This is a genomic window from Mycolicibacterium novocastrense (genome assembly GCF_001499835.1).
Classification (GTDB): Bacteria; Actinomycetota; Actinomycetes; order Mycobacteriales; family Mycobacteriaceae; genus Mycobacterium; species Mycobacterium novocastrense.
Genome location: NZ_LQIH01000001.1, coordinates 107898 through 128427, shown reverse-complemented (window position 1 = coordinate 128427; position 20530 = coordinate 107898). Strand labels below are relative to the sequence as shown.

Here is a 20530-nt window from a genome sequence, read left to right as displayed (position 1 = left end):
CGGCTATGTCTACAGCGTCTCGGACCTCGCTTGCGCTTGTTTGGCGCGTTGGTCGGCGATGAACCGCATCGACACGCGGTTCATCAGGGCCGGTGCGAGCCGCGCGAACATCCACTGGGCATGCGCGATGCGAGGTTTGACCAGGATCGGCTTGTTCTTCTCGACCGTGCGCAGCACGTCGCGGGCCAGCCGGTCGGCGTCATAGGGTTTGCCGCCCTGGGCCTGCAAAAAGTAATCACGGCCGACGAAGCCGCCGACGGAACCCTTGTCGAGGATCGGGGTCTCCACCGCGGCCGGGCACACCGCAAGCACCCCGACGCCGCGCGCGGCGGCCTCCGAGCGCAGCGCCAGGCTGAGCCCCACGACCGCGTGTTTGGTCATCACGTAGCTGGTGACCTGCCCGGCCGCGGTGAGCCCGGCCATCGACGCGGTGTTGACGATGTGGCCGTGGCGCTGGCGCACCATCAGGGGATAGGCGGCCGCCACCCCGTGCACCACGCCGCGGATGTTGACGTCGATGATCGCGTTCCACTGATCCAGCGTCAGCAGTTCGGTGTCGCCGCCCCAGACGATCCCGGCGTTGTTGAACATCAGGTCGAGGCGCCCGGCCCGGTTCACCACATCGTCGACGGCGGCCTGTACCGCCTCCGCATCCGTCACGTCGAGGCGCGCGGCTCGAGCCTTTGCGCCCAGACCGGCCGCGGTGCGTTCGGCCGCATCACCGTCGACGTCGGTGCACACGACCTCGGCGCCCGCGTCGGCCAGCGCCCGGCACAGCGCGGCGCCGATCCCGGAACCGCCGCCGGTGACCAGGGCCTGCTTCCCGCTGAAAGTCATTTCAGCTCAGCCAATTTCATGACGTGCCCCATCACATCCGGATAGCGCTTCATGTGGGCGCCCCCGTTGAGGTCGAGCACCTCGCCGGTCAGCCAGGACGCCTTCGGTGAACACAGGTACAGCACCGCTTCGGCGATGTCCTCAGGTGTGCCCGCACGGCCCAGCGCGGTGTTCTCGACGTACTCCTCGACAACGCCGGGGACGGCCGCGGCCGGCGCGGTCAGCGGCGTGTGCACGAAGCCGGGTGCCACGGCGTTGACGCGGATGCCCCGTGGCCCCCACTCGAGCGCGGCGACCTGGGTGAGCATCGACAGGCCCGCCTTGGCCGCGCAGTAGGCGCTCATCCCGGCGGCGGGCTGGCGTCCGTTGAGCGAGCTGATCGACACCAGTGCGCCGCCCTCGCGCAGGGTCCGGCCCGCGTGCTTGGCGACGATGAACGCGCCGTTGAGGCACACGTCGACGACCGCGCGGAAATCCTCGACGGCGAGGTCGGTGATCAATCCGACGGTGCTGAATCCCGCGCAGTTGACGACGACGTCCACTGGGCCGGTCTGCTCGAAAAGCGCCTGTACCGAGGCCTCGTCGGTCACCTCGACGTGCGCGGCGGTGTGCGGGGCGCCGAGTTCGGCGGCGCGCGCTCGGGCGCCGTCGGCATCGCGATCCGCGAGCGTGACGCGGTCGCCTTCCGCGGCCAGCGCGCGCGCCGTCGCCCAGCCGATCCCCGACGCGGCGCCGATGACCAGCGACTCCCTGGCCGCCCGCCCGTTGCTCATACAGTTGCCCTTTCGACGGAGTAGAACGTGTTTCAACTTAGCGCTTTGACAGACTCGACCGGTGAGCGATCTGAAGATGAGCTCGTCTGCGGCGAATTCGGTCGCGTCGCGCGATGACCGCCGACACCCGTCTAGTGTGCAACCAGATCGCTAAATCGCGGCTGTACTACGGTTCGGCGATCTCAGCGCACACTAGACGCGTGCCGGTGGGGTGGCTCAGGCGTCGACGGCGTCGATGTGTGCGCGCACCAGCGCCGGGTAGCGCTCGCGGTCGGGACGGAAGATGTCGTGCGGCGAGTCGGCGAACACATGCAGCGACGCCGAGGGGAACAGCTCCCGATAACGGTCCCAGGCGGCGTCGGAGATCAATGGGCTGTTCGGGCTGCGTACCACCAGCAGCGGTGGTTGCCACCGCGCCAGCGGTTCCCAGAACGACTGCTTGCGCGCGGCGCCGAAGATCGCCTCGCCGGCGGCCCGGTTCAGCCGTTCGTGCACCGGGGTGCCACGCCACCGGCCGTCCAGCAGGAAAGTGGAGATCTCCTTCGGAAGCGTGATCTCCTCGGGCACGTAGTCGCCGATCGAAATCGAGCGGACCCGCCCGCGATGTGCGAGCGCCCACGTCAACGCGTAGGGGGTGCCCCGCGAGAACGTCATCACGTGCACAGGACCGTCGGTGACCGCGTCGACCACCGCGCCGACGTCAGTCCCGAGAACCGTTGAGTCGTAATCGCCTTCGGGTGCGCTGCTGCGTCCGTGCCCGCGTAGGTCGGCGACCACCGCCCGCCGGCCGAACAACGGCAGCACCTCGACGTAGTCGTCGGCGATGTCGGTGAAGCCGGGTATGAAGACGACCGGCGCCCCGCGATCGGGACCTCCGGAGTCGAGATAGTGCAGACGAGCGCCCGCGTTGGTTGTGAACCGTGATTCGACCATCACCACCACCCTGCCCGGTGTCACCTCCCAGCGCTCAGTTATGTACGCAAACGTCGAGCAGAAACGTACGTAGCTGTGCGCTCGCGACCACGTAACCGCCGCGAGTCGCGGCTCAGCCCTCGGGCGGGGCGGACGCCGCGACGCTCACTGTCGGCTCCTTCGAGGCGTTCTTCATCTGGTGGAACAGGTCGACGTAGTACGGCAGGCATTCGGCCATGGCCTGTTCCGTGGTGAACAGCGGCCGGTATCCGAGGTCGCGTTCGGCCTTCGCGATCGAGAAGTAGTTGTCGAGGTAAAGGCGTTCCACCCCAAGGGGTTCGACCATCGGCTTGGGTAGCCCGAACCGGAAGTGCAGCCACTGCCAGGCGGTCATCGCGAGCCACACCAGGCGGCCCGGCACGCGGATCTTCGGGTAGCGCCGGCCGCACGCCTCGACGACGGGCCTGGAGAACTCGAACATGTTGATCGGCTCGCCGTCGTTGATGAAGTACGCCTGTCCCGGAGCGGTGCCGCCCGGAACGAGATGCTGGGCGGCGAGGATGAAGCCGTGAATCAGGTTGTGCACGTAGGAGTTGTCGAGCTTGACGTTCTTGCTGCCGACCAGCACCTTGACGTGTCCGGCCAGCACGCTCTCGAACACCTTGCGAAACATCGTCTGGTCCCCGCGTCCCCAGATACCGCTGGGGCGAATCGAGCAGGTGAGCAGGCCGTCGATTCCATTGGCGGCCAGCACGAACTTCTCCGCGGCGACCTTCGTCTCGGTGTAGAGATCGTTGAATCGCTCTGTGTAGGGCAGGGTCTCGTCGCCGCCGGAGATGGCCTTGCCACCCATCACGACGCTGTTCGATGCGGTGTAGACGAAGCGTTTGACCCCGGCGGCGCGGGCCGCGCGCACGAGGAGTTCGGTGCCGGTGACGTTGATCGCGAAGCTGCGCTTGCGGTACTCGTCGGTGACCGACGCGCCGCCCATCAGGTCGATGATCGCCGCGGTGTGGAACACGGTGTCGATGCCGGCGACCGCGGCCGCCACCTGGTCGGGGTCGCAGATGTCGCCTTCGACGGCCTCGAGCCCGGGCTGCGCCGGAAGCGGTGACGGGGCCCGGTCGAAGGAGCGGACCTCGTGTCCGCGCTTGAGCAGTTCGGTCACCAGGTTGGCGCCGACGAATCCCGAGCCTCCCGTGACGAGGACCCGGCCCAGTTCGGTGGTCAGCGTTGAGTCACCCATGGCCAGCAGACTAACTGAAACGTGTTACAGTTTCGACCCCTCAGATCCTGAATCGTTGCGCTGTCAACTTTCGTCGCCGTCTTTGGAGGCCAGGGCCTCTTCGATGCGCTTGCGGGCGCCAGCTAAGTGTTCTTCGCAGCGTTTCGCAAGTTCTTCGCCTCGTTCCCAGAGCTTCAGCGATGTATCCAAATCGAGTCCACCCTGCTCGAGCTGCTGCACGACCGCGACCAGCTCTTCGCGCGCTTCCTCATATCCCAGTTCACTAATGGGCTTCATTTTCTGCCCCTTCCGGCCCCTCGCTGATCGCGGTGATCGCTCCGTCTGCCACGCGCACCCGCAGTCGCACCCCCGTGGCGGCGTCCGCGGTGGTGCGCAACACGTGGGCGTCGGGCAGCGTCTGCACGACGGCGTAGCCGCGAGCCAGCGTCGCCGCCGGGCCCAGTGTGCTCAGCCGCGCCGCCAGGTGTCCGATGCGATCGGTCTCGGTGGCCACCAGTCGGGTGACGTCGCGGCGGGCGGTCATCCGCAGACGGTCGACCTCGTCGGCGCGCGCGGTGATCGCCGTCAGCGGCTGCGCCAGCACGGGCCTGCTGCGCAACTGGTCCAGGGCATGCTGCTCGCGGTGCACCCAGTTGCGCAACGCGCGGCCCCCTCGACGGCACAGATCGGTGATGTAGGCCTGTTCGGCGGCGGCGTCGGGAACGATGCGCTTGGCGGCATCGGTCGGCGTGGCGGCGCGCAGGTCGGCGACCAGGTCGCACAGCGGATTGTCGGGTTCGTGTCCGATCGCGCTGACCACCGGTGTCGTGCACTTGGCGATCTCGCGGCACAGCGTCTCGTCGTAGAACGGCAACAGGTCCTCGACGCTGCCGCCGCCGCGGGCGATGACGATCACGTCGACGTCGGGATCGGCGTCGAGTCCGCGCAGCGCCTCGACCACCTGTGGCACCGTGTTGGGGCCCTGCACGGCGGTGTTGCGGACCGCGAACCGCACGGCGGGCCAGCGGCCGGTGGCCACCGAGATCACGTCGTGCTCGGCATGGCTGCCGCGGCTGGTGATGAGCCCGATCGTGTTGGGCAGGAACGGGATCGGCCGCTTGAGCCGCGGGTCGAAGAGTCCCTCGGCGTGTAACAGCTGGCGCAGGCGTTCGATACGCGCCAACAGCTCGCCGACACCCACCGCACGAATCTGGTTGACCCGCAACGAGAACGAACCCCGGCCCACGAAGAAGTTCGGCCGCCCGAGCATGACGACCCGGGTGCCCTCGGTGAGTTTCACCGGCGCGTTGAGCACCAGCTCGCGCGGGCACGTGATCGACAACGACATGTCGACCGACGGGTCGCGCAGGGTGATGTATGCGGTGCTGGAGTTCGGCCGGGTCGAGAGCTGGGCGACCTGACCCTCGACCCAGACCGTGCCCAGTCGTTCGATCCAGTCTTTGATCTTCATCGACACGGAGCGGACCGGAAACGGGTTCTCCGGTGACTGGCCCTGCTCGGCGTCGCTCATATTCGCAGCCCCGCTGGGCCGCTCACTTGGCTGACGCGCGGGTGATCCTGTTGGCGAGCAGCGTCTGGAACGGGGCGCGGCCCTTGGTGGCTTCCTCGTAGGCCAGCAGCGCCTCGAGGTCGGCCACGCGCAGCGTGTTCAGCCGCGCGCGCAGCTGAGCCAGCGTCAGCGACTCGTAGTCGAGCTCGGTGACGATCTCGGGGGCCTCGCCGATCGCCAGGGAGGTGTCGCTGCCGTCCTGTTCGCTGCCGTCCTGTTGAGATGCCGACCGCGGCTCACCGTTGCTGAACAGCGCGAAGCGGCCCTCGGTCATGCGTTCGCCGTCGCTGGAGGCCGCGGAACTCGGCGCCTCGGAGTCGTCGACATCGTCGTCGAAGGTCGCCCACTCGGGCTGCTCATCCTTGGGCGGGAAGATCGTCTCCAGCGTCTCGTCACCCTTGTTGACCAGGTCGGCGACGTCCTGCTGGAACTTCATCACCAGGTGCGCGAGCGAACTGACGACGGTCATCGGGTACATCAGGATGGTCTGGGGCAGCTTGCGGGTTTCCTCGATGGCGGTCACCGCCGCGCCAACCAGCAGACGGACCCCATACGGTGCGGTTGCCATGGTCACAGCCTACGGGCGACTTCTCGGCTGGTCTGGCTGGGCCGCTGATGCGTACCCTGGGAGCCATGCCGCCGACTATCAACATGGGGATTCCGGGCGCCTCGAGCTCGGTCGCCGGTGGCGTGACCGGGAAACGCGTACTGCTGGCCGAACCGCGCGGGTACTGCGCGGGAGTGGATCGCGCCGTGGAGACCGTCGAGCGTGCACTGGAGAAGCACGGCGCTCCGGTCTACGTGCGCCATGAGATCGTGCACAACCGGCACGTCGTCGAGACGTTGGCCAAGGCCGGAGCCGTCTTCGTCGACGAGACCGACGAGGTGCCCGAGGGTGCGATCGTGGTCTTCTCCGCGCACGGCGTCGCCCCGACCGTGCACCAGACCGCCAAGGAGCGCGATCTCAAGGTCATCGACGCGACCTGCCCGCTGGTCACCAAGGTCCACAACGAGGCCAAGCGCTTCGCCAGGGACGACTTCGACATCTTGCTGATCGGCCACGAGGGCCACGAGGAGGTCATCGGGACCGCCGGCGAGGCGCCCGACCACGTTCAGCTCGTCGACGGACCGGATTCGGTGGACAACGTCACCGTGCGCGACGAGAGCAAGGTCATCTGGCTGTCGCAGACCACGCTGAGCGTCGACGAGACGATGGAGACGGTGCGTCGGCTCCGGGAGAAGTTCCCGACGCTGCAGGACCCGCCCAGCGACGACATCTGTTACGCGACCCAGAACCGCCAGGTCGCCGTCAAGGCGATGGCTCCGGAGTGCGAGCTGGTGATCGTCGTCGGTTCGCGGAACTCGTCGAACTCCGTGCGCCTGGTCGAGGTCGCGTTGGGTGCCGGTTCGGATGCGGCCCACCTGGTCGACTACGCCGATGACATCAACCCCGCATGGCTCGAGGGTGTGACGACGGTCGGCGTGACCTCTGGCGCGTCGGTGCCGGAGATCCTGGTGCGTGGCGTGTTGGAGCGGCTGGCCGAGTACGGCTACGACATGGTGCAGCCGGTGACGACGGCCAACGAGACACTCGTGTTCGCGTTGCCCAGGGAGATCCGCCCCGCCCGCGCGTAATCGCATCGAGCGCGCCCGAGGCTAGATGTCGTACTCCCAGGAATCGGCCTCCGAGCCGCGCGGGGCGCGGCGGCGGGTGCGGTACTCGGCGCGGTCGTCGGCTTCCTCTCCGCGGTAGCGCACCCGGGAGATCGGATGGTGGGTCCCGTTGCCCGACCCGTTGCTGTTGCTGCCGTTTCGGCCGTGCGGCTCCCGAGGCTGGTACTCGTCGAAACGACGGCGGCGCTCGGGCCGGTCCGCGGTCCGGTCCTGACTCCTGCGGTCGTAACCCGTGCGGCGTTCCGAGGGCGGAGGACCAGGCTGACGCGGGTTCGACGGGCGCGGCCTGCGCCGGGGTTCGGGTGCGGGTGCCGGCTCGGCGTGCCTGCCGGAGCGAGCGCGGCGCGGACGCTCGGCGATCGGTTCGATGATCTCGGTGGCGGGAGGCCGCACATGGCGTGACCGCGACGTGGTGCTGCGTCTGGCGGGCCGACCGCTGCGATCGGCGGCCGCCCTGCTGGTCCGCGCCGCCGTCCGGTCGGCGCGGGCGGCCCGGTCCGTGCGGGCGGCCCGGCGTGCGGCGTCGGGGCGCTTGCGGCGTGGTCGGGCGGCGGCCGCTTCGTCGTTGTCACTGGGTTGGCGCGCGAACACCGACGAGATCTTGGCCACCGATGCCGCCAGCGCGGTCGCGACGGTCGCCGCCCATGCGGGCTTGTCCGCCTCGCTGTCCTCGGTGGTGGCTGGAGATGCGCGACGGGTCGACATCCCGACGTACCAGCGGCACATCCCGATCAGCAGCACGGCCGCCGAGGTGAAGAACATCAGGGGAAAGCGCTCGATCAGCGGATAGCCGCAGTTGATGGCCAGGTCCTTCACGCCGGTGAACTGGCCGCCGGTGAACAGGAAGTAGGCCCCCGGCACGCTGACGAACAACAGCAGCGGCGGCTGGATGACCGCGGTGAACACCGCTTGCTGCCGGACCGCCAGTACGGCGGCGAGGCAGCCGAGGACATAGAACGCGGCGAACACCGAGCTGAGTTCCATGCTGCCCGATCCGGCGTCGAACGCGAACCCGACCGTTGTCAGGGTGACCGCGATCAGCACTCCACCCCACCCGGGCACACCGGGAAAGTTGGGATGCGCGGAGCGGTGGTCGGCGACGACGGCCGACCGTGCGCGCTGTGCTGACACAGGTAGACCGTACCGGCTCTGGCTCCGTGTGGCTGTCAGCGCGGTTCTGGCGTGCCCGTCTCGGTCTCCTAGACTCTGGACCCTGTGAGCTTGAACCTGGGAATCGTCGGCCTGCCGAACGTCGGGAAATCGACGCTGTTCAACGCGTTGACGCGCAACGACGTCCTCGCGGCCAACTACCCGTTCGCCACGATCGAACCCAACGAGGGCGTCGTTCCGCTGCCCGATCCGCGATTGGCCGAGCTCGCCAAGATGTTCGGGTCGGAAAAGATCGTTCATGCGCCGGTCACCTTCGTTGATATCGCCGGGATCGTCAAGGGCGCGTCCGAAGGCGCGGGATTGGGCAACAAGTTCCTCGCCAACATCCGCGAGAGCGATGCGATCTGCCAAGTGGTGCGGGTGTTCAGCGACGACGATGTGGCGCACGTCGACGGCCGCATCGATCCGAAATCCGACATCGAGGTGATCGAGACCGAGTTGATCCTGGCGGACATGCAAACGCTGGAGAAGGCGCTGCCGCGACTGGAGAAGGAGGCCAGGACGCACAAGGAACGCCGGCCCGCATACGAGGCCGCCGTGGCTGCGCAGAAAGTCCTCAACGAGGGAACCACGTTGTTCGCCGCCGGAACCGACGTCGCGCCGCTGCGGGAGTTGAACCTGCTGACCACCAAACCCTTCCTGTACGTGTTCAATGCCGACGAGTCGGTGCTGACCGACGAGGCTCGCAAGGCGGAGCTGCGCGAGCTGGTGGCACCCGCCGACGCGGTCTTCCTGGACGCGAAGATCGAGGCCGAGCTGCAGGAGCTCGACGACGAGTCGGCCGCCGAGCTGTTGGAGTCCATCGGCCAGACCGAGCGTGGGCTGGATGCGTTGGCGCGCGCCGGTTTTCACACGCTGAAGCTGCAGACGTTTTTGACCGCGGGACCGAAAGAGGCTCGCGCGTGGACGATTCACCAGGGCGACACCGCGCCGAAGGCGGCAGGCGTTATCCATACCGACTTCGAGAAGGGCTTCATCAAGGCCGAGATCGTCTCCTACGACGACCTGATCGAGGCGGGTTCGATGGCCGCGGCCAAGGCCGCGGGCAAGGTGCGGATGGAGGGCAAGGACTACGTCATGGCCGACGGCGACGTGGTCGAGTTCCGGTTCAACGTCTGACGTCTGGCGCAGAGGCCGCCGTCAAGTAGGGCGCTCGTTGAGGCATTGCTTTTCGGAGACGGAACGACAGCGCGCAGATCTGACCGATCTCCACTGTGCTGCCGTCCAGGCAGGGGATGGCGCCGTTGGCGGAGAGCTAGCACGCACTCGGACACGTGTGTCGTCAACGGCGACGGGGTCGAGGTCCGGTTCCAAACAACGTCTGGCGGGAAAGTCGCCGCTCGCTGATTCCGCAGCGCTCGCGGCGACGTTAGGGTTGCCCGATGATCGGTGACGAAGATGCCGATGCCGAGGATGACGCCGGTCGGCGCAACGCTGAGATGGCCAGGCGCGAACGCGGCCTCGAACGGCGTGAATTCGAACAGTCTCGGCGCGAGCGAATGTCTGATGAGCGCGACCGGGTGGCCGATGAGCGCGACCGTATCGCCGAGGATCGCGAGCAAGCGGCGGATGATCGAGAGCGACGTGCGGACGAGCGTGAAGGCGCCGGCGCGCAGCGTGAGCGCGAACGATTGCAACGCGTCGCTGAGAGGGAAAGTCGCTCCAAAGCAGCTGAGAAACGGGACGAGGCCGAGATTCGGCGTGCAGTGGCAGAGACCCGGCGGTCGATCGATGACGATCCGTCGTAGCGGTGCTGACGAATTGCGACGTCGTCGAGTTCCGGTTCAACGTCTAGACATTGAGTTCAGTAGCGCTTTCGGCTGGCGCTACGCACCGGGTACGCGTCGAACGGCGACGCCGAGCTCAGTGAGTAGGCGGCGGACGCGCTCCTCGATGTCGTCACGGATCGGTCGAACCGCGTCGACCGACTGGCCCGCGGGATCGGGCAACTCCCAATTCTCGTACCGCTTTCCGGGGAAGACGGGACACGTGTCTCCGCAACCCATGGTGACGACGACATCTGCGGCTTGGACGATCCCGTCGGTCCAGGGCTTGGGGAATTCGTTGGTGATGTCGATGCCGACTTCGGCCATGGCCTCGATTGCGGAGGGGTTTATCTCGTTGGCTGGTTCCGAGCCGCCGGACCAGCCGACGGCGTCATCCCCGGCCATATGGGCGAAGTAGCCCAGTGCCATCTGGGACCGTCCGGCGTTGTGGGTGCACAGAAACAACACGGTCGGCTTGCCGTCGCCCATCTTTCCTGTCATTGGCCGCTCCGATCGGGCGTGACGGGCAGTGCGGTCGAGTCGTCGGTGAAGTGGCGGCGAAGGGCGAGCGAGACGTAGACGAGGGCGACGAGCACGGGTACTTCGATGAGCGGGCCGACGACTCCGGCGAGTGCCTGGCCCGAGGTGGCGCCATAGGTGGCGATGGCGACGGCGATGGCGAGTTCGAAGTTGTTGCCCGCCGCGGTGAACGCAAGGGTGGTGGTGCGCTGGTAGCCCAGGCCGAGCAGGGCTCCGAGGAGGTAGCCGCCGCCCCACATCACTGCGAAGTAAATCAGCAGCGGCAAGGCGATGCGGGCGGCGTCGACGGGTCGGCTCGTGATCTGTTCGCCTTGCAGCGCAAAGAGAATCACGATGGTGAACAGCAGACCGTACAGCGCCCAAGGGCCGACTTTGGGCAGGAACGTCGCTTCGTACCAGGCGCGACCCTTCGCCCGCTCTCCGAGCCGCCGGGACAGGTATCCCGCGATCAGCGGAATACCCAGGAAAATCAGCACAGACTTGGCGATCTCCCACGGCGAGGTGCTGATTGTCGTCTGTTCCAGGCCGAGCCAGCCGGGTAGCACGGACAGGTAGAACCAGCCGAGGACCGCGAACATGATGACCTGGAAGATCGAGTTGAGTGCGACCAGCACGGCGGCGGCTTCGCGGTCGCCACAGGCGAGGTCGTTCCAGATGATGACCATGGCAATGCATCTCGCGAGGCCCACGATGATAAGGCCGCTGCGATATTCGGGTAGGTCGGGCAGCAGCAGCCAGGCCAGCGCGAACATCAGCGCCGGGCCCAGCACCCAATTGAGTACCAACGAGCTGATGAGCAACTTGCGGTCGGCGGTGACGGTGTCGAGTCGGTCGTAGCGGACCTTTGCCAACACCGGATACATCATGATCAGCAAGCCGAGCGCGATGGGCAACGAGATGCCATCGACCTCAACGTGATTCAAGGCTGTGTTCAGACCCGGAACGAGTCGTCCGAGAAACAGTCCGGCGGCCATCGCGATGCCGATCCACACCGGCAGGAAGCGGTCGAGCGGCGACAACTTCTCCACAACGGTGGGGTGAGCGTCCGCGGTGACGGATCTGGTCACGCTGGTGCCACCGTTGCCGCCTCGTCGGCGACAGTGCTCAGAACCGACGTGAGGGTCATCAGAGTCTCAGTACGGGCGGAGTAGTACACCCAGGACCCGCGACGCTCGGAGGCGAGAAGCCCGGCGTCTTTGAGGACCTTGAGGTGATGCGAGATCGTGGGTTGAGTGACGTCGAAGTCGCCGGAAATGTCGCAGACGCAGGCCTCTCCACCGGCGTGACTGGCGACCAAGCTGAACAGGCGCAGGCGCACAGGGTCGGACAGGGCCTTGAGTTTGGCTGCGATATCGGCAGCGGCAGTGGGCGACAACGGTTCGCGGACCACGGGAGCGTAGGGGCAGGGGGTCACATCGTCCAACGCGAGATCTGACTTAGACACCCATCGATATTGACACGCATCGATTCAGGGCACAAACGAATATCGGGTGAACCGGAGCGGTCGCGTCAAGTTCTCCTGGTGAGGGTGAGCTGGCGGGAGTGGAAGTAGAAGTGCCGTCCGGGGTATCGGTAGAGATCCTCCAGCGTCATGTAGTCGCTGAAGAAGGGGTCCCACCCAGTCGGGAAGTACATGCCCCGGAGGAACGCGCTGTCGGGTTTGTTGGCCATCCGCCGTTGGAGCGAACTGATCACGCGGTCGAGCTTTGCCCCCATCCGACGGCGGTTGTACACGAGGGCGGCGGCTCGCGACCCGTAGTAATTGATCAGGTGGAAAGGGTGGGTCGATGCGTTGAGTATGCGGGCAAACGCGACGCTTGTAACGCGGGGAAGCCGCCCGAAGACCGCTATCAGCACCACAAGCCGTTGAACAACCATGTATCCAAATACGATGTGGAACAACAGCTCTTCGTTGGTCCATCGGGTGCCGTCGGTCGGCCTTGTCCAGTCCGAGGGTTCGGCGCTGTCCAGCAGTCGGTGGAAGTCGATGCGGGCACGTTCGAGGTCGGCGTTGATCGCGGCTCGGTCGACGCTCGTACCGCTCGTCTCCATACTTCGATGATGCGCCCGCCGCGACCAGATCTCCATGAGGTCGCGGCGGGGCGCATTACATCTAGCAACAGGCAGACGTGACCGCCACCTTGTCGTCGCTGTCCGCGGCCGTGCCTCCGCAGCAGACGCCGCCGTCAGCGTCACCGTCGCCGGCGCGCTGCGGGCTGGAGCCGAAGGTGTCGGAGTCTTCGAGCACCGTGTACACCTCCCACTTCTCGCCCGCCGGGCCCGTGACCCAGACCTTGTCCTGTTTGGCGAAGCAACAGGTGGTGCCGATCTCTTCGTCGGTGAACAGGCCTTCGTCGGTCAGGCGGGCGATTTCGGCGTGAACGGTCTCGCTCGTCCCGACCTCGACTCCGAGGTGGTTGATCGTGCCGCCACTGCCGGGATTTTCCAGTAGCACCAGCTTCAGCGGTGGTTCCGCGACCGCGAAGTTCGCGTAGCCCTCCTTGACTTTGGCGGGCGGGGTGTTGAACAGCTTCGAGTAGAAGGTGATTGCTTCGTCGAGGTCGTCGACGTTGAGGGCGAGCTGAACGCGGGACATGATGTTCCTCCATACTTGTGTGACATATATCGAAGTAGCCGGCTGTCACCACCTTCCTCACCTTTTTGATATATGTCAAGACCCATGGCAGACTTCGTTTCATGCCCAAGGCTTTGCCCGTGATCGACATGTCCGCGCCGGTGTGCTGCGCGCCGGTCGCCGCCGGCCCGATGAGCGACGACGACGCGCTCCACGTCGCGCTTCGACTCAAGGCCCTCGCCGACCCGGCCAGGGTGAAGATCATGTCGATGCTGTTCAGTTCGTCGGCGGGCGAGCAGAACAGCGGTGAACTTGCGACAGCGCTTCGGTTGACCGAATCGACCGTCAGCCATCACCTGACGCAGCTTCGGCGCGCTGGGCTGGTCGAGTCCGATCGGCGCGGAATGAACGTCTACCACCGACCTCACCGCGATGCGTTGAATGCGTTGTGCGCCGTTTTGGACCCGAACTGCTGCACCTAGTCCCGCCGGGGGCGTAGCGGCAAGACGTTAAATTCGGGGGTATGGCTGAAGACTGGCGCATAGACCGGGTCGACGAGATTCGGTCATTGATCAAACAAGCTGAACCCGACGTCGTCGAGGAGATCAAGTGGCGAAAGCCGTCGAACCCCGATGGCGTACCGGCGTTCTCGTTGGACGGGCTCATCTGCACGCTGGAGATGTACAAGGGCAAGGTCAAGGTGAATTTCGCCAAGGGGTCGTCCATCGATGACCCCGATGAACTCTTCAACGCGAGCCTGCAGGCACCCGTCGGGCGGTCGATCGACCTCCAGGAAGACGACGAATTGGATCCAGAGGCGTTCAAGGCCCTGATCAACAGGGCCGTCGAGGTCAACCGCAGCAACAAGGCGTCGAAGCGCCGCAAGTGAGGATCGCCGAACGGTTACCCCGCGGCGAAGGCAACGTGACGGTCCGGCGGCTGCACCGCGGCGATGCACACGCATTCGCCGCGGGCACCGAAGATGCCGCGGTACGACGGTTCGGGCATCTGCCTCTGCGTGAGTACTCGGCTGAGATCGTGCGTGAGCAGATCGACGGTGTCATCGCACGCGGCCTGGCCGACGACACGCTCGCCGTGCTGGCCATCGCGGACGCGTCGTCCGATGACTTCCTCGGCAGCATCGTTCTTTTCGACCTCCACGAGTGCGGCGCAGAGGTCGGATTCTGGTTGGCGCCTCAGGGCCGCGGTCGCGGCGCGGCCAGCCATGGCCTGTCCGCGGTCGCTCACCTGGCCGCTGAGGTGGGCCTGACTCGGCTGACGGCACGGACTTCCCCGGAAAACGTCGGATCTCGCCGGGTACTGGAACGCGTCGGCTTCGTGCAGACGGGCGGTCCGCGAGACGAGATGACCCCATCTGGAGAAACGACGACTGTCGTGACGTACGAATACTCCGCTCCGTAGTACACAGACGTTCGGGAGTGCCGGGGTCATGTGGCAGGCCAGGCGGACCCTGCCGGCTGACGACGTACGCACTCAGGGGAGGGCGACCCGCACCGAGCCGTCGCACGCCTGAAGAGTGGAACCGGTGACGCGCACGGAGCCGTCGCACAACCGCGACTGCGGGCTGGTGGCGCGCGCCGAACCATCGCCGGGGGCAGCGACATCCGAGTATTCGAACGTCAGCTGCGGATGCGGTGCCGGGGTTGCGTTTGCGATACCCGCGGTGAGTCCTGCGGCGAGGGCGATACCGCCCGACAGCAGCGCCCCGATCAGCATTCTGTTGAAGCGTCCTGTGCTCATGGCTGCGTGGTCCTTTCGGGAAGGCTCCGCGGGGAGTCGCGTCGCCGGTGCGATGAGTACAGAACTGCGGGCGCGCTACCGATCCCAAGAACGGCGATCGCAGAATCGGGTTCAATGTTGGTGATGACACGCACGGATATCGCATCGCGGGTGGTCAAGGCACCGCTGAGCCGCGTCTTCGAGGCGCTCGTCGATCCCGAGGCGCTTGTCGAGTGGCTGCCGCCGTCGGGGATGACCGGCCGATTCGAACACTTCGATGCCCGTCCTGGCGGCTCCTACCGGATGATCGTGAGGTACAGCACTCCGCCTGCCCAGGGTGGCAAAAGCGACATCGACTCCGATGTCGTCGAGGGGTGCTTCGTCGAGATAGAACCCGATGACCGCGTCGTCCAGGCCGTCGACTTCGCTTCTGCTGACGCGACTTTCGGCGGACCGATGACGATGACGTGGACGGTGACGAGGGTCGACGGCGGTACACGGGTCGAATTGCGCGCGGACGACGTGCCGGTCGGCATCTCGGCGGCCGATCACGCGGACGGGATGAATTCTTCGCTGGAGAACCTCGCGGCCTACCTCGACAGGCGGCAGACCGTGTTTCGCGCCGAGTGATCGGCCGTACCGAGCGATGCAAGCACGATGCATTGCGGAGATTCGCGCGCATCAGGTTTGAACCGGCTCATCGGGGTAAACACTTGCTCGCGAGCTAGGGGGGATGGACTCGATGTCCATGGGTCAACTAGCTCCGACACACAAAAGGAGCAACACAATGCACAGATCACTGGCGGTTGGCGCCGTGACTCTCAGTTTGCTTTTCGGCGGCGCTGGCGTCGCGAACGCCACTGATCTGACCGTGCCCGCAACGACCACAACGACGGTCGCCCAGGAAGTCGAGCACGAGCAGGAGAGCGACAACACCGGTCTGTGGGGACTCGCGGGGCTCCTGGGCCTGCTGGGCTTGCTCGGACTGAAGAAGCGCAGGGACGCCGACTACCCGGCCGTCCGCAACACCGGCACGACGAATCCGCCGCCGCGCGCGTAGCGGATCACTGATCACGGGCCCCCGCCAGGTCACACGGCCTGGCGGGGGCTTTCCCGAGTGTCGATAGGGCAGAATCGCGCACGTGACGCAGCCGCCGCACCGCCCGGGTCCGCCTGACTGGCGACGCCGTGGCTCGCCGCCACCGAAACCGGCGCAACGACGCCCGCCGCCCCGGCCGCCGGAGCCTCCCACGCAACCGGCACCGGCGCAGCACGAGCAGCCGACCGAGCAGCTCCGCTCGCCACGAAGGCGTGCGGATGCCGGTCCGACGCAACGTTTTCCGCGGCCACCGTCACCGGCCGACGTGAAGCCAACCCAGCAGATCGAGCGACGGGAACCACTACCGCCGCCGCCACCTCCGTCCTTTGGGCCGACGCCGGGCGCGGGCGAGAAACCGCGCCGCCGGCACGGGTTCAACAAGACATCGATCGTGCTGATCACCGTCATCGTGGTCGCCCTGCTGGTGGGTGGCCTGGCCGCCGGCGAGCTCTACGCGCGGCAGCGGGCGGACAACATCCTGACCGAGGTCGCCGAGTGTGTGACCGAGGACGGCGTCAAGATCTCGTTCGGCGTGAACCCGCCGTTTCTGTGGCAACACATCACGGGGCATTACACCAACATCTCGGTGACCACGGACGGCAACCGGGTGCAGAGCGCCGACGGGATGACCGCCGAGGTCACCCTCGCCGATGTGCGGTTGCAGGACACCGGGGATGCCAAGGGCACCATCGGGTCACTCGACGCGACCTTGAGCTGGAAGTCGGCGGGTATCAAGGACACCGTTGCCGCGAACCTGCCGGGCGTCGGCAATCTGGTCACCGGTGTGCGCACCGACCCCGCGGCGGGAACGGTGATTCTGGAGGCCGGCGACAACAGCGTCAGCGCCAAACCCGTCGTGACCGACGGCGACCTCAACCTACAGGTCCTCGACGTCACCGGCCCGCTGCCCAAGGACGCTGTGCAAACGGCGCTCAACGACCTGACCAAGAAGCTCAACGACAACTACCCGCTCGGAATACACGCCGACAGCGTCGAGGTCACCGACTCCGGTGTGGTCGGCACATTCTCGAGTCGCGACGCCGCGATCCCCAAGGAGGACGCCAACCCCTGCTTCGCGCGCCTCTAGCGCTACAGAATCGGGACAGTACTGATAACGGTGCCGGTGGCAAAGACGCACCCGGACAACAGCATCGTGAGTGCAGCGAGAAGGAGTGTCACGGTTAGTTTCATCCACGTCAACATGCCATTCACGGTATGGCGACCGGCACCAGAAAGAAGCAGGGGTTTCCCTGGCTTTGGTGCACTCCCGTGCAGGGTCGCGATCAATCCAGCGTCACGGCGATTTCGGGGCTGAGTTGATAGCCGGGAGCGAGCGGCAGAGTGTCGCCGCTCCAGAACGAGCCGGGATCGAACCAGTTGTAATGCTTCTCCGAAGTCAGTAGCCCCATCTCCTCGTAGGTGATGGCGACGGTCTCCGCGCAGTACGCGGTCTGCATCCCCACCTGGAGCTGCTCCTGCTTCCTGCGCACTGTCGCGTCGCGAACTTTCCTGTGCACGAACGGAATTCCGCGGGTGAAGTCGGTGGCGGCCAGGCGCCCGCGAAACCACCGGCCGGTCAGCCGCGCGGTGCTCGGAAACGGTGTGCCGTCCATGCGGGCGACCACCTTCAGAGCCCGGTCCTCCTGCTCGCGGTTGGCATACGGCGTGAGCTGACGCAGCCAGCAGCGTTGGTGATAGTTGGTGATCCACCGCTCCACCACCTGCCGCGCGTCGTTGAGTTGCACGCCGCGCTGGTTGCGCCCGGTCCACATGTCGGTCAGCTTGTCGCCGAGTTCGGCGTGCCAGATCAGCGGCGGCAGATCCTCGATCGCGATCGTCATCCCGACGTGGTTGACCGGGCTGTTGGTCAGCGACTGGATCGCCCGGTCGGGCCCCGACCGTCCGCGAAACAGCCACAGATCGCCGGTGCGGGTCGCGTCGAGCGCCTGCTCCAACGACACGATGGTTGGTTTCACTACCAAAGCTTAGGCAGACTGAGTGCCATGCGCGGTATCTGGAAGTGGGTGGGGCTGGCGAGCGTCGCGGGTGTGGTGGCGGGCGGGGTACTGGTCGCGCGCGATCAGCGGCGACGCAATGCCTACACCCCCGACGACATCAGGACGCGGCTGCACCAACGGGTGGCCGAGGCGAACGCCGGCGGTCAGGACGCGACGGCATAGAGCCGGTGTGATCCGCTGAAGCCCTTGAGCTCGGCCTCGCGGCCGTCGTCGAACTCGATGTCCTCGACATCGGCGAGCGCGTCGCGCACCACCTCGCTCACCAGAACCTCGCCGCCGTCGGCTTCGTTCGCCACGCGGGCGGCCATCGCGACATTTCGTCCGAACAGGTCGTCGCCGCGGCGCACGGACTTGCCCATGTGGATCCCCATTCGGACGCGAATACCGTTGGGCGACCGGCGAAGTGACCGCTGCACATCCATGCTGCACCGCACCGCCTCCTCGGGCTGGGCGAACGCGATCATGAAGCCGTCGCCCTGGCTCTTCACCACGTAGCCCGAATGCTTGTTGACGTGGCGGCGCACCATCTTGTCGTGGCGGCTCAGCAACCGAACGAAGGCGCGGTCGCCGATGCGTTCGTTGAGCGCGGTCGAGTCCTCGATGTCGGAGAACAGAATCACCATCTTGCCGCTCGGTGAGAGCCGGGCCAGGTCCGGTCGTTCCACCTCGGCCCAGTCCGCGAGATCCTCGATCGAGGAGCGCACCGCCGCGCCGAGGCCGTCCTTGCGCAGGATGTTCGCGGTCTGCCACACCTGTTTCACCGCTTCGCGACCACCGCTGAACAACATGTTTCTGGTGTCGAGGCGTCGACGGATCTCGTCGAGTTCCTCACGCTGGCGGGTGTAGCGGATCCACAGCACTGCGAGCGCGACGGCTTCGGCCACCGCCACAATCGCCAGTACGTAGGCCACGATCTGGGCACCGGTCACCCCTCAAGTATTGGATGCTGAACCGGTGAGGTCTGCGGAGCCCCCGTACTACGAGAGTCGATACATTCGCGCCAACCACCCTGACCTGCCTCAGGCGCTGTGGCTTCGGGAAACGCTGCTGCTACCCACGGCAGGGGAGGCGGTCGCAGATGTGTGGGTGATGGTCTTCGACCCGGACGGCGCAGGTAACCGCGCGCTCAAGGAGCCGTATCCGATCGAGTCGGCCGACTACGGATACGAGGACTGGACTGCGCGCATCGCCGCGACCGCCCTCGACGACCGTTCGGCCGAGGGCGTGATCACCGGTGGGCAGCGCTCGGCGCGGTGGGACCTGCGCATCACCCCGGGCGACGAAGCCCCGGTCCGGCTGCTCACCGACCGTGCCTACGCGGCGCGGTTTCCGACCGCCAAAACGACGGTGCGCCATCCCCTCGCACGCTTCGACGGATTGCTCGAACTCGACGACGTTCGTCTCGTTCTCGACGGTTGGACCGGCAGCGTCAACCACAACTGGGGCACCCGGCACACGCCGTCCTATGCGTTCGGGCAGGTCTGTGGTTTCGACGACGCACCGGATACGACGCTCGAAATCGTCACCGCCCGAGCCGCATTCGGGCCGGTGCTGCTACCTGGTGTGACGCTGTTCGTGTTCCGGCACGCCGGCCAGGAGTTCGCCGTGCGCTCGATCCGCGGGAGCTTGCAGACCCACGGCCACTACCGTCCGTTCACCTGGGCGTTCGGCGGCCGGGTGGGGGAGCAGATGATCGAGGGCGAGATCGTCACGGAACCGTCCGACGTCATCGGGCTGACGTACACCGACACGGACGGCGCGGTGAAGTACTGCTACAACTCCGCGATCGCCAACTGCCGAATCCAGGTGGCAGGCAAAGCGTTCGAGCGCACGGAGTTGACGGCCAGCCGGCGCGCGATGTTCGAGATCCTGACGGGCGACCGCGAGGAAACGGTACCGCTGCTGGCGTGACGGCAGCACACGCCGCGGGTCGCTCCAGCGATTAATTTGCTGAGACCGAATGGGGCGCGCATGTCTTCGCTCCGTCATGCGTCGAGGCCTGAAATCAATTCGTATCGCTGCCAGCGACTTTCGTTACGCAGTCGTCAAATTGTGACGTAGTGCCCTTGACGCAGCGACATAGGTCCCTGCCGTTGCTGGCCATCGACTCTGCTGATGCTCTCGCTCGGGGCGAAGGCTGGAAAGCGTCGGATAAGTGAAGCAACGATCGAAGGGGGAATCATGAACACCATCGCACGTTTCGACGCAGCCAAGCGACGCCCAACCCGCGGCCCGACCCGGATGCTGGCCATCCTGGCTGCCGGCCTCGTCCTGATGTTGGGGTTGTTTGGCCAAGCGCTGACGACGGCACCGTCGGCGTCGGCAATCACCCAGGACGAGGCGGCGTACATCAGCCTGCTGGCCGACGAGGGGATCGGACCGGCCCCTGGGTATACCTGGAACGACTTGGTCTTCAGTGGCCATGCGATCGCCTATGCCCTCAGGAGCGGCGTGCACCCGGTGGACATGGCGCGGACCGTCTACCTGGAAAGCCCGTATCTGACGAAGGACGAGGCCATCACCGTCGTCGCCACGGCGATGGTGGTCTTCGCTCCGGAACTGGTGCCGATCTACACCGGTGATCCACCGGTCTACACCGATGAGCCCGAGGGCGACATGCTCGCCTGAGCG

Annotated in this window: 27 protein-coding genes and 1 pseudogene; 12 read left to right on the top strand and 16 right to left on the bottom strand. The window is 66.3% G+C overall.

Annotated elements, in window-relative coordinates; genetic code table 11:
• Window positions 1-9 precede the first annotated feature (9 nt).
• From AU072_RS00660 to AU072_RS00635, 7 genes are all read right to left on the bottom strand, one after another.
• A complete protein-coding gene (locus AU072_RS00660) occupies window positions 10-837 on the bottom strand; it encodes an SDR family oxidoreductase (protein WP_064411944.1) in 828 nt (275 codons plus the stop codon).
• Window positions 834-1610, bottom strand: coding sequence for an SDR family NAD(P)-dependent oxidoreductase (locus tag AU072_RS00655; protein WP_064411943.1), 777 nt, complete (start codon window positions 1608-1610; stop codon window positions 834-836). Before AU072_RS00655 ends, AU072_RS00660 begins: the two co-directional genes overlap by 4 nt.
• A gap of 216 nt (window positions 1611-1826) precedes the next feature.
• The gene (locus AU072_RS00650; protein ID WP_064412300.1) at window positions 1827-2543 is read right to left on the bottom strand and encodes an alpha/beta fold hydrolase; all 717 of its coding nucleotides are present in this window, start codon (window positions 2541-2543) and stop codon (window positions 1827-1829) included.
• Between the two features lie 112 nt (window positions 2544-2655).
• On the bottom strand, window positions 2656-3768 hold the full coding sequence (locus AU072_RS00645) for a 3-beta-hydroxysteroid dehydrogenase (RefSeq protein WP_064411942.1): 1113 nt from the start codon (window positions 3766-3768) through the stop codon (window positions 2656-2658).
• A 63-nt stretch (window positions 3769-3831) separates the two neighbouring features.
• A complete protein-coding gene (locus AU072_RS27380; protein ID WP_064416695.1) occupies window positions 3832-4044 on the bottom strand; it encodes an exodeoxyribonuclease VII small subunit in 213 nt (70 codons plus the stop codon).
• Window positions 4031-5278, bottom strand: a complete 1248-nt coding sequence (xseA, locus tag AU072_RS00640) for an exodeoxyribonuclease VII large subunit (RefSeq protein ID WP_064411941.1) — start codon at window positions 5276-5278, stop codon at window positions 4031-4033. Before xseA ends, AU072_RS27380 begins: the two co-directional genes overlap by 14 nt.
• A gap of 22 nt (window positions 5279-5300) precedes the next feature.
• A complete protein-coding gene (locus AU072_RS00635) occupies window positions 5301-5885 on the bottom strand; it encodes a lipid droplet-associated protein (RefSeq protein WP_064411940.1) in 585 nt (194 codons plus the stop codon).
• A gap of 65 nt (window positions 5886-5950) precedes the next feature.
• Here AU072_RS00635 and AU072_RS00630 point away from each other — a divergent pair, with 65 nt between their 5' ends.
• Window positions 5951-6952 carry a 4-hydroxy-3-methylbut-2-enyl diphosphate reductase gene (locus tag AU072_RS00630; protein ID WP_064411939.1) on the top strand — a complete coding sequence of 334 codons (1002 nt, stop codon included), beginning with the start codon at window positions 5951-5953 and terminating at the stop codon, window positions 6950-6952.
• A gap of 21 nt (window positions 6953-6973) precedes the next feature.
• On the opposite strand, the gene AU072_RS00625 is transcribed toward AU072_RS00630, so the two are convergent.
• The gene (locus AU072_RS00625; RefSeq protein ID WP_064411938.1) at window positions 6974-8122 is read right to left on the bottom strand and encodes a DUF6542 domain-containing protein; all 1149 of its coding nucleotides are present in this window, start codon (window positions 8120-8122) and stop codon (window positions 6974-6976) included.
• An 84-nt stretch (window positions 8123-8206) separates the two neighbouring features.
• Here AU072_RS00625 and ychF point away from each other — a divergent pair, with 84 nt between their 5' ends.
• Both ychF and AU072_RS00615 read left to right on the top strand, forming a co-directional pair.
• Window positions 8207-9280 carry a redox-regulated ATPase YchF gene (gene ychF / locus AU072_RS00620; RefSeq protein WP_064411937.1) on the top strand — a complete coding sequence of 358 codons (1074 nt, stop codon included), beginning with the start codon at window positions 8207-8209 and terminating at the stop codon, window positions 9278-9280.
• A 263-nt stretch (window positions 9281-9543) separates the two neighbouring features.
• Window positions 9544-9909: a hypothetical protein gene (locus tag AU072_RS00615; protein WP_064411936.1), complete on the top strand. Its 366-nt coding sequence runs from the start codon at window positions 9544-9546 to the stop codon at window positions 9907-9909.
• 78 nt (window positions 9910-9987) lie between these two features.
• Here AU072_RS00615 and AU072_RS00610 read toward each other — a convergent pair.
• The 5 genes and pseudogenes from AU072_RS00610 to AU072_RS00590 all read right to left on the bottom strand — a co-directional run.
• Window positions 9988-10422 (bottom strand): annotated as a pseudogene (locus tag AU072_RS00610) (arsenate reductase ArsC); the annotation flags it as partial.
• A 2-nt stretch (window positions 10423-10424) separates the two neighbouring features.
• A complete protein-coding gene (gene arsB / locus AU072_RS00605; RefSeq protein WP_407937573.1) occupies window positions 10425-11441 on the bottom strand; it encodes an ACR3 family arsenite efflux transporter in 1017 nt (338 codons plus the stop codon).
• 89 nt (window positions 11442-11530) lie between these two features.
• Window positions 11531-11911, bottom strand: a complete 381-nt coding sequence (locus AU072_RS00600) for an ArsR/SmtB family transcription factor (RefSeq protein WP_064411933.1) — start codon at window positions 11909-11911, stop codon at window positions 11531-11533.
• A gap of 65 nt (window positions 11912-11976) precedes the next feature.
• Complete coding sequence (locus AU072_RS00595) at window positions 11977-12519, bottom strand: DinB family protein (protein WP_064411932.1); 543 nt, start codon at window positions 12517-12519, stop codon at window positions 11977-11979.
• A gap of 61 nt (window positions 12520-12580) precedes the next feature.
• Complete coding sequence (locus AU072_RS00590) at window positions 12581-13063, bottom strand: ArsI/CadI family heavy metal resistance metalloenzyme (RefSeq protein WP_064411931.1); 483 nt, start codon at window positions 13061-13063, stop codon at window positions 12581-12583.
• A gap of 101 nt (window positions 13064-13164) precedes the next feature.
• On the opposite strand from AU072_RS00590, the gene AU072_RS00585 reads away from it, so the two are divergent.
• Genes AU072_RS00585 through AU072_RS00575 form a run of 3 tightly spaced genes read left to right on the top strand, consistent with a single transcriptional unit; the run spans window position 13165 to window position 14464 of the window.
• The gene (locus AU072_RS00585) at window positions 13165-13524 is read left to right on the top strand and encodes an Rv2640c family ArsR-like transcriptional regulator (protein WP_064411930.1); all 360 of its coding nucleotides are present in this window, start codon (window positions 13165-13167) and stop codon (window positions 13522-13524) included.
• 41 nt (window positions 13525-13565) lie between these two features.
• Complete coding sequence (locus AU072_RS00580) at window positions 13566-13931, top strand: DUF1801 domain-containing protein (protein WP_064411929.1); 366 nt, start codon at window positions 13566-13568, stop codon at window positions 13929-13931.
• Window positions 13928-14464 carry a GNAT family N-acetyltransferase gene (locus tag AU072_RS00575; RefSeq protein ID WP_064411928.1) on the top strand — a complete coding sequence of 179 codons (537 nt, stop codon included), beginning with the start codon at window positions 13928-13930 and terminating at the stop codon, window positions 14462-14464. Before AU072_RS00580 ends, AU072_RS00575 begins: the two co-directional genes overlap by 4 nt.
• A 72-nt stretch (window positions 14465-14536) precedes the next feature.
• Here AU072_RS00575 and AU072_RS00570 read toward each other — a convergent pair whose 3' ends face one another.
• Window positions 14537-14803 (bottom strand): hypothetical protein, encoded by a 267-nt coding sequence (locus AU072_RS00570; protein ID WP_064411927.1) that lies wholly within the window; start codon window positions 14801-14803, stop codon window positions 14537-14539.
• A 123-nt stretch (window positions 14804-14926) separates the two neighbouring features.
• On the opposite strand from AU072_RS00570, the gene AU072_RS00565 reads away from it, so the two are divergent.
• The 3 genes from AU072_RS00565 to AU072_RS00555 all read left to right on the top strand — a co-directional run bounded on the left by AU072_RS00565 (window position 14927) and on the right by AU072_RS00555 (window position 16968).
• Window positions 14927-15412 carry an SRPBCC domain-containing protein gene (locus AU072_RS00565; protein WP_064412299.1) on the top strand — a complete coding sequence of 162 codons (486 nt, stop codon included), beginning with the start codon at window positions 14927-14929 and terminating at the stop codon, window positions 15410-15412.
• 103 nt (window positions 15413-15515) lie between these two features.
• The gene (locus tag AU072_RS00560) at window positions 15516-15842 is read left to right on the top strand and encodes a WGxxGxxG family protein (RefSeq protein ID WP_328587087.1); all 327 of its coding nucleotides are present in this window, start codon (window positions 15516-15518) and stop codon (window positions 15840-15842) included.
• A 304-nt stretch (window positions 15843-16146) separates the two neighbouring features.
• Window positions 16147-16968: an LmeA family phospholipid-binding protein gene (locus AU072_RS00555; protein WP_082680687.1), complete on the top strand. Its 822-nt coding sequence runs from the start codon at window positions 16147-16149 to the stop codon at window positions 16966-16968.
• Between the two features lie 196 nt (window positions 16969-17164).
• Here the strand turns inward: AU072_RS00555 and AU072_RS00550 are convergent, their stop codons facing one another.
• Window positions 17165-17842: a hypothetical protein gene (locus AU072_RS00550; RefSeq protein ID WP_064412297.1), complete on the bottom strand. Its 678-nt coding sequence runs from the start codon at window positions 17840-17842 to the stop codon at window positions 17165-17167.
• A gap of 42 nt (window positions 17843-17884) precedes the next feature.
• Here AU072_RS00550 and AU072_RS27840 point away from each other — a divergent pair, with 42 nt between their 5' ends.
• Window positions 17885-18061: a hypothetical protein gene (locus AU072_RS27840; RefSeq protein WP_120270932.1), complete on the top strand. Its 177-nt coding sequence runs from the start codon at window positions 17885-17887 to the stop codon at window positions 18059-18061.
• On the opposite strand, the gene AU072_RS00545 is transcribed toward AU072_RS27840, so the two are convergent.
• Entirely contained in the window at window positions 18043-18828 is a 786-nt protein-coding gene (locus AU072_RS00545; RefSeq protein WP_064411925.1) for an adenylate/guanylate cyclase domain-containing protein, read from the bottom strand. The genes AU072_RS27840 and AU072_RS00545 overlap by 19 nt on opposite strands.
• 25 nt (window positions 18829-18853) lie before the next feature.
• Between AU072_RS00545 and AU072_RS00540 the strand changes: the two genes are divergently transcribed.
• Together AU072_RS00540 and AU072_RS00535 are read left to right on the top strand one after the other, a co-directional pair.
• Window positions 18854-19810 carry a hypothetical protein gene (locus AU072_RS00540; RefSeq protein ID WP_064411924.1) on the top strand — a complete coding sequence of 319 codons (957 nt, stop codon included), beginning with the start codon at window positions 18854-18856 and terminating at the stop codon, window positions 19808-19810.
• A gap of 270 nt (window positions 19811-20080) precedes the next feature.
• On the top strand, window positions 20081-20527 hold the full coding sequence (locus tag AU072_RS00535) for a DUF732 domain-containing protein (RefSeq protein WP_064411923.1): 447 nt from the start codon (window positions 20081-20083) through the stop codon (window positions 20525-20527).
• Window positions 20528-20530 lie beyond the last annotated feature (3 nt).